Source organism: Actinosynnema sp. NPDC059797, from assembly GCF_042732085.1.
Classification (GTDB): Bacteria; Actinomycetota; Actinomycetes; order Mycobacteriales; family Pseudonocardiaceae; genus Actinosynnema.
In genome coordinates this window covers 22,398-28,497 of the sequence record NZ_JBHWIE010000076.1, presented here as the reverse complement: position 1 = coordinate 28,497, position 6,100 = coordinate 22,398, and the positions used below count along the sequence as shown (strand labels likewise).

The window sequence follows — 6,100 nt, the reverse complement described above, 5'->3', positions numbered from 1 at the left end:
GGTTCATTCCGGGGCTTTGTGTTTCCGGTGTTTCGCTTGTGTTTGAAGCTTAGCTCGTTCGTTTTCGCGGTGTCAAATCGGCCGGTTCCGGCTTCTTCGCGCAGCGCTGAACCCGCTTCGCATTCAGTTTGTTCCTGGTCCCGTCCGGGCCGAGGCAGCACCCTGTGCTGCTTGTTCTGCTCCGGGGGGTTTCGCCGCGCTCCGTTCCGGTTGATCCGGCCCGTTCCGCGCTGGCAGAGAGAAAGTTACACCCCCGCCGCGCGGGAGACAAATCGGGGGGTCGGGTTCGACATCCCCGCAGCTAGGCGTGGTGCGGACGGGGTGAGCGGAGGATGCTGGCCGGGTGCACCCGCTCCCCCGCATCCGCCCGTGGGGTTCGCACGCGGCCCAGCTCCTGCTGCTCGTCGCCTGCTACTACCTCGGCGCGCGCCTGGGACTGCTCCAGGCTCTGGTCAACGACCAGGTGACCCCGTTGTGGCCGCCGACGGGGGTGGCGCTGCTCGCCCTGTTGTTGGGCGGCGTGAGGTTGTGGCCGGGGATCGCGGTGGCGGCGTTCGTGGTGAACGCGCCGTTGGGCGATCTCTGGGTGACGGCCCTCATCTGCGCGGGGAACACGCTGGCCCCGGTGGTCGGCGCCCTGCTGCTGCGGCGGGCGGGTTTCCGGTTGGAGCTGGACCGCACGCGCGACGCGCTGGCCCTCGTGCTGCTGGGCGCGTTCGCGGGCATGCTGGTCAGCGCCACCGTGGGCAGCGGCGCGTTGCTGCTGTCCGGGGTGGTCGACGGCGTGGGCTTCTGGTCGACGTGGTCGGTGTGGTGGACCGGTGACGTGCTGGGGGTGCTGGTGCTCGTGCCGTTGGCCCTGGCCGCGCGGTCGCTGCGCGGGCGTCGCCCGGCTCCCCGCCGGGTGCTGGAGGCGGTGGCGCTGCTGGCGGGCACGACCGGGGTGATGGTGGTGGCCACGACGACGGACATCAGGTTGATGTACCTGGTGTTCCCGTTCCTGATCTGGGCGGCGTTCCGCTTCCGGCACGCGGGCACGGCGCCGTGCGCGCTGGTCGCGACCGTGGTGGCGGCGCACGCCGCGACGCGGGCCACGGGGCCGTTCGAAGGACTGGAGCTGTTGGTGCGGATGGTGACGTTGCAGGCGTTCAACGGGACGGTGGTGACGACGGCGTTGCTGTTGTCGGCGGTGATCGCGGAGCGGAACGCGGCGCGGTCGGCGATCGAGCGGACGGTGGCGCAGTTGTCGGAGGTGGTGTCGCAGTACCAGCCGCTGCTGGTGCGGGACGTGCCGCCGACGCGGCCGCCGGAGGCGCGCTAGTGGCCGTGGTGGTGGTCGGCGGCGGGCCGGCGGGGCGGGCGCTGGCCCGGGAGTGCGCGGCGCTGGGGTTGCGGACGACCCTGGTGGACCCGGCTCCGGGTCTGCCGTGGCGGGCGACGTACGCGGCGTGGGCGGACGAGCTGCCCGAGGGGACGCCGGTGGGGGTGGTGGCGTCGCGGGCGCGGGTGGTCACCACGCGGGAGCACCGGTTGGCGCGGGCGTACGCGGTGTTGGACAACGAGCGGCTGCGGCGGTTGCCGGACGAGGTCGACGTGGTCGCGGGCCGGGTGGTGGAGCTGACCGGTTCGGGTGCGCGCCTGGCGGACGGGCGGGTGGTGTCCGGGCGGGTGGTCCGGGCGACGGGCGCGGTGGGTGGTCGGGCGGCGCAGACGGCGGTGGGCGTGGTGGTGCCGGCGGCGTCGGCGCGGCCGTTCGTGGCGCCGGACGAGGCGTTGATCATGGATTGGCGGAAGCCGCCCGCAGCGACGACGGCGGACCCGACGTTCCTCTACGCGATCCCGGTGTCGGCGGACGAGGTGCTGCTGGAGGAGACGTCGTTGGCGCGGCGGCCGGGGTTGCCGCTGCCGGAGCTGCGGTTGCGGTTGCACGCGCGGTTGGCGGCGCACGGGGTGGCGGTGCCCGGGGGTGAGGAGCGGGTGCGGATCCCGCTGGACGCGCGGCCGGGTTCGGGGGCGTTCGGCGCGGCGGCGGGGTTCATCCACCCGGCCACGGGGTACAGCGTGGCGGTCTCGCTGCGGCGGGCGCCGGTGGTGGCGCGGGCGTTGGCGGAGGGCCGCCCGGTGGTGCGGTCGCCGCGGGAGCGGGCGGTGCACGCGTTGCGGTTGCGCGGCCTGACGGCGTTGTTGGCGATGGGCCCGGATGAGGTCCCGGAATTCTTCAACGAGTTTTTCGGATTGTCCGACATCCACCAACGCGCGTACCTCGGGGGCCACGCTGACCTGGGCGGGACGGTTCGTGCGATGATCAGTTTGTTCGGCTTGGCCTCGTGGCGAATGCGAGCCCGCATGGTATTTCCTGTGCGTTAGGCCAAATCTCCGGGAACAACTGGTGAACGGTCTCGGTTTTCGGCCGGTCGGAGGAGGACGATCGGCGCGTGCCCGCCTTGCTGGATGACGTCCGCTTCGCCTTCCAGCCGTTGTTCAACCTCCACACCGGGGGTGTCGTGGCGGTGGAGGCGCTGGCCCGGCCACATGACGGTCACGTGCGGGACCTGCTGAGCGAGGCGTTCCGCGCGGGCTACCTGGCCAACACCGACGTGGCGCTCGCCTGCCGGGCGGTGCGCCACGCGGCCGACCACGGCCTGGGCGTGCCGCTGCACGTGAACCTGCTGGCCGTGACGATCGCGGACCGGCCGGAGCTGTTCGCGCCGCTGTACGGCGCGCTGCGGGAGGTCGGGCGCTCGCCGTCGGACGTCGTGCTGGAGGTGGGCGCGCCGTACTCGCGGGTGCCGCGCCGGCGGCTGGTCAACAGCCTGCGGCGGTTGCGGGAGGACGGGTTCCGGATCGGCCTGGACGGGGTGGGCGAGGGCGACTCGCCCCTGTCGCTGCTGGTCGACGCGCAGCCCGAGGTGATCAAGCTCGACCGCGAGGTGGTCGTCGCGCTGCCCGAGGACCCGGCGTGGTGCGCGCTGGTCCAGGGGTTGCAGCACCTGTGCGAGCACACCGGGTCGCTGGTGGTGGCCGAGGGCGTGGAGACGGAGGCGCAGCTGGCCGCGCTGCGGCGGCTCGGGGTGCGGCTGGCGCAGGGCAACCTGCTGGCGAGCGCGCAGCGCCGGCCCCGCGTGGACGCGACCATCGCCGCGGTGCTCAGCGAGGTCAACGACCCGGAGTCGGTGAGCAAGACCATGACCGCGCCGCTGCGGCGCCGGTCGGGTCCCGCGGTGACCGACTTCCTGCACCCGGCGACGACGCTGCCGGACTCGGCGACGTCCGAGGAGGTGCTGGAGGTGCTCTCCAGCCAGCCGACGGTGACCGGCGTGGTGCTGGTGGACGAGGACGACCGGCCGCGGTGGACGGTGGACCGCAACCGGTTCCTGCTGGCGGTGACGGGCCCGTTCGGGCACGCCCTGCACGCCAAGCGGGAGGCGGCGCGGCTGGCGGACCGGCCGAAGCTGATCGGGGCGGGGTCCAGCGCGTTGGAGCTGCTGGACGTGGTGGCGCACGCCAACCGCGAGCGCACCAACGACGACCTGGTGGTCGTGGACGACGAGGACCGGTGCCTGGGCGTGGTGCGGGTGGCGGACGTGGTGCGCGGCGTCGCGGAGCTGAAGGTGGAGCAGGCGGCGGCGCTGAGCCCGCTGACGCGGCTGCCGGGCAGCGACTCGATCGCGCGGGAGGTCGACCGGCGGATCCTGGGCGGCGAGCTGTTCGCGGTGGGCTGGCTGGACGTGGACGCGTTCAAGCGGGTGAACGACTCGCTGGGTTTCGCGGCGGGCGACGACCTGATCAGGGAGCTGGGGCGGGCGCTGACGGAGGGCGCGGCGTCGTACCCGGGCGTGCAGGTGGGTCACGTCGGCGGGGACGACTTCCTCGTGGTGGCGGGGCTGGACGAGGTCGTGCCGTTCGCGGCGGGGGTGCTGGACCGGTCGTTCGCAGTCGAGGGCATGGGGGTGACGCTGTCGCTGGCCGCGCTGATCTGCGCGGCCGGGTCGGTGGGCTCCTACCGCGAGGTGTCGCGGCTGCTGGCGCCGTTGAAGGAGCACGCCAAGTCGCTGCGCGGGACGAGCTGGGTGCTGGGGCGGCCGGGCAGCGACCACGTGGACGTGCTGCGCGGGCCGCACCTGGCGGTGGGCTAGCGGCCCGAGGTGCCGGTCGGCGTGGTCCGTCGCATCCTGGGTGGTGGACACGGAGGAGGTTCCATGACCACCGCACGGGAGATCATGAGCGCCGGGGTCCGGTGCGTCGACGAGGACCAGAGCCTGGTCGACGCGGCGCGGTTGATGCGCGAGCTGGGCGTGGGCGCGTTGCCGATCTGCGGTCGGGACAGCCGGCTGCACGGGATCGTCACCGACCGGGACATCGTGCTGCGGTGCGTGGCGGAGGGCCGTGACCCGGCGTCGGTGAGGGCCGGCGAGATGTCGGGCCACCTGCACTGGGTGGACGCGGGGGACGACCTGTCGCACGTGCTGCGCACCATGGAGGAGTTCCAGGTCCGGCGGCTGCCGGTGATCGAGGAGGACCGGCTGGTCGGCATGGTGTCGGAGGCCGACCTGGCGCGGCACCTGGACGACGAGGAGCTGGCCCGGTTCGTGGAGCGCGTCTACGCCCGCTGACCGGCCCGGAGGAAGTCCGCGACGGCCCCGGCCAGCTCGGTCGGGGCGTCGTCGTGGACCCAGTGGCCCGCGCCGGCGACCTCGACCAGGCGGGTGCGCGGTCGTCGGGCCGCGGCCCGTGCCGCCAGGTCGGCGGGCAGGAGGGGGCTGTGCTCGCCGCGCAGCAGGAGCATCGGGCAGGTGGAGGCGAGCCAGTCGGGCCACCAGTCCCCCGCGCCGTGGCGCTGGACCTCGACCATGTCGTCCCAGTCGAACAGCAGGCGCCAGTGGTCGCCGGCCTCGACCGCGCTGAGCATGAAGTAGCCGGCGTCGGGGACGCCCCGTGCCTCGATGGCGGCCTTGAGGGCGGACCGGGTGGGCGCGCGGTCGGGCCAGCCGCGGACGTCGAGGACGGGGTGGGGCACCTCGGGGCGTTGCGTGACGGGGCCGACGTCCTCGATGACCAGGGCTTCGACCAGGTCGGGTCGGCGGGCGGCGAGCTGGTGGGCGGTGGTGCCGCCCAGCGAGTGGCCGAGGACCGCGACGGGGCCGAGGTCGAGGTGGTGGAGCAGGGCCGCGGCGTCGTCGACGAAGTCCTCGCGGGTGTAGGAGGCGGCGCGGTCGCTGCGGCCGTGGCCGCGCTGGTCGGGGGCGATCACCCGGGCCAGGTCGCCCAGGTCGGCGGCGAGGCGGTCGAACACCGCGCCCCGGCCGAACGTGCCGTGGAGGGCGAGCAGGGGTGTGCCGGGGCCGCCGTGGTCGACGTAGGCGAGGGTGCGGCCGTCGAGGTGGAGGTGGGAGTGCTCGGGCACGGGCGGGAACGTAGTGGCCCGGCGGGTGCGCCGCGACCGATTTCGGTGCTGTGCCGATGCGTCGTCACACTGACCGCCGGTTCCTGACGATCTGCGTGGCGTAGACCAGCAGCAGGAGGGTGTCGAGCACGACGAGCGGGATGACCAGGCCCGGCGGGGTGAAGTTGTTCAGGCTGAGCGGCAGCGCGACCGCTGCCGGCGCGGTGGCTATGAGCACCAACGGCACGTGGTACGAGGCGAATCTGACCTTGAACCGGTACTTGTAGTCGGCTTTGGTGCCGTGCCAACCCAGGTGGACCCCGGTGGACCGCGCGAGCCTGTCCTCGATGTGCTCCCGGATGTACTCCGACGCCTCGCCGATCTGCGTGTTGTGGAAGTAGATCAACATGCCCAGCAGGAGGGAGACCATGGGCGCCACGAGCAGGAGCGGCGCACTGCCTCGCTCGACGCCGAAGCCCAGGACCGCCGAGCTGACGGTTATCGAAGAAGCGACCATCGCGGTCCGGTGATCCATCTTCTTGATGATCTCGTCACGGAGGCACTTGTACTCCGTGAGCAGCATCTCGCGTTCGACCGCCGGATCCGGTGCGTCGGGCGGTGGTGTCGGGCTGTCGACCATGCAACCAGGTCGCCACGAAGGCGGTGCTCGTTAGCCGGGAACGCGAAAACCCGCCGCCCGCCGGTGGCGGGTCGACG

General features: G+C 73.1%; 6 protein-coding genes. 4 read left to right on the top strand and 2 right to left on the bottom strand.

Features of this window, described 5'->3' with window-relative positions:
- Window positions 1-343: 343 nt before the first annotated feature.
- The 4 genes from ACFV4N_RS19565 to ACFV4N_RS19550 all read left to right on the top strand — a co-directional run bounded on the left by ACFV4N_RS19565 (window position 344) and on the right by ACFV4N_RS19550 (window position 4,613).
- Entirely contained in the window at window positions 344-1,321 is a 978-nt protein-coding gene (locus ACFV4N_RS19565; protein WP_499673965.1) for an MASE1 domain-containing protein, read from the top strand.
- Window positions 1,321-2,367: a lycopene cyclase family protein gene (locus ACFV4N_RS19560; RefSeq protein WP_499673964.1), complete on the top strand. Its 1,047-nt coding sequence runs from the start codon at window positions 1,321-1,323 to the stop codon at window positions 2,365-2,367. Before ACFV4N_RS19565 ends, ACFV4N_RS19560 begins: the two co-directional genes overlap by 1 nt.
- 68 nt (window positions 2,368-2,435) lie before the next feature.
- On the top strand, window positions 2,436-4,136 hold the full coding sequence (locus ACFV4N_RS19555; RefSeq protein ID WP_499673963.1) for an EAL domain-containing protein: 1,701 nt from the start codon (window positions 2,436-2,438) through the stop codon (window positions 4,134-4,136).
- 63 nt (window positions 4,137-4,199) lie between these two features.
- A complete protein-coding gene (locus ACFV4N_RS19550) occupies window positions 4,200-4,613 on the top strand; it encodes a CBS domain-containing protein (RefSeq protein ID WP_499673962.1) in 414 nt (137 codons plus the stop codon).
- Here ACFV4N_RS19550 and ACFV4N_RS19545 read toward each other — a convergent pair.
- Both ACFV4N_RS19545 and ACFV4N_RS19540 read right to left on the bottom strand, forming a co-directional pair.
- On the bottom strand, window positions 4,601-5,404 hold the full coding sequence (locus ACFV4N_RS19545) for an alpha/beta fold hydrolase (RefSeq protein WP_499673961.1): 804 nt from the start codon (window positions 5,402-5,404) through the stop codon (window positions 4,601-4,603). The genes ACFV4N_RS19550 and ACFV4N_RS19545 overlap by 13 nt on opposite strands.
- 64 nt (window positions 5,405-5,468) lie before the next feature.
- Entirely contained in the window at window positions 5,469-6,023 is a 555-nt protein-coding gene (locus tag ACFV4N_RS19540) for a hypothetical protein (RefSeq protein ID WP_499673960.1), read from the bottom strand.
- Between the last annotated feature and the right edge of the window lie 77 nt (window positions 6,024-6,100).

Excerpts from the sequence above, each read along its gene's own strand:
- ACFV4N_RS19550 (WP_499673962.1), top strand. The coding sequence starts at position 4,200 with ATGACCACCGCACGGGAGATCATGAGCGCCGGGGTCCGGTGCGTCGAC.
- ACFV4N_RS19540 (WP_499673960.1), bottom strand. The coding sequence starts at position 6,023 with ATGGTCGACAGCCCGACACCACCGCCCGACGCACCGGATCCGGCGGTC.